We start from the raw sequence: 242 nt of genomic DNA on the forward strand, positions 1-242 counted from the left end.
GTTGATGCCCGACGCGGCCACCGCACCGAACATCACCATCGCCGCACCGCCGAGCACCGGCTCCGGCACCGCCTGCAGCACGCCGGCGACGACCGGGAACAGGCCGAGCACCACCAGCATGCCCGCGATCCAGATGCCGACGTAGCGGCTCGCGACGCCGGTGATCTGGATCACGCCGTTGTTCTGCGCGAATACCGAGCTCGGAAACGTATTGAACACGCCGGCCAGCAGCGAGTTCGCGC

At 68.6% G+C, this 242-nt stretch carries 1 protein-coding gene; it reads right to left on the reverse strand.

Annotation, left to right across the window (positions count from 1 at the left end; all coding sequences use genetic code 11):
* Window positions 1–242 (reverse strand): solute carrier family 23 protein (locus AAEZ18_RS19515; RefSeq protein WP_352256105.1); only part of this gene is annotated, 242 nt, incomplete at both ends.

It is taken from the genome of Pseudoalteromonas sp. 19-MNA-CIBAN-0066 (genome assembly GCF_040308705.1).
GTDB lineage: Bacteria > Pseudomonadota > Gammaproteobacteria > Enterobacterales > Alteromonadaceae > Pseudoalteromonas > Pseudoalteromonas nigrifaciens.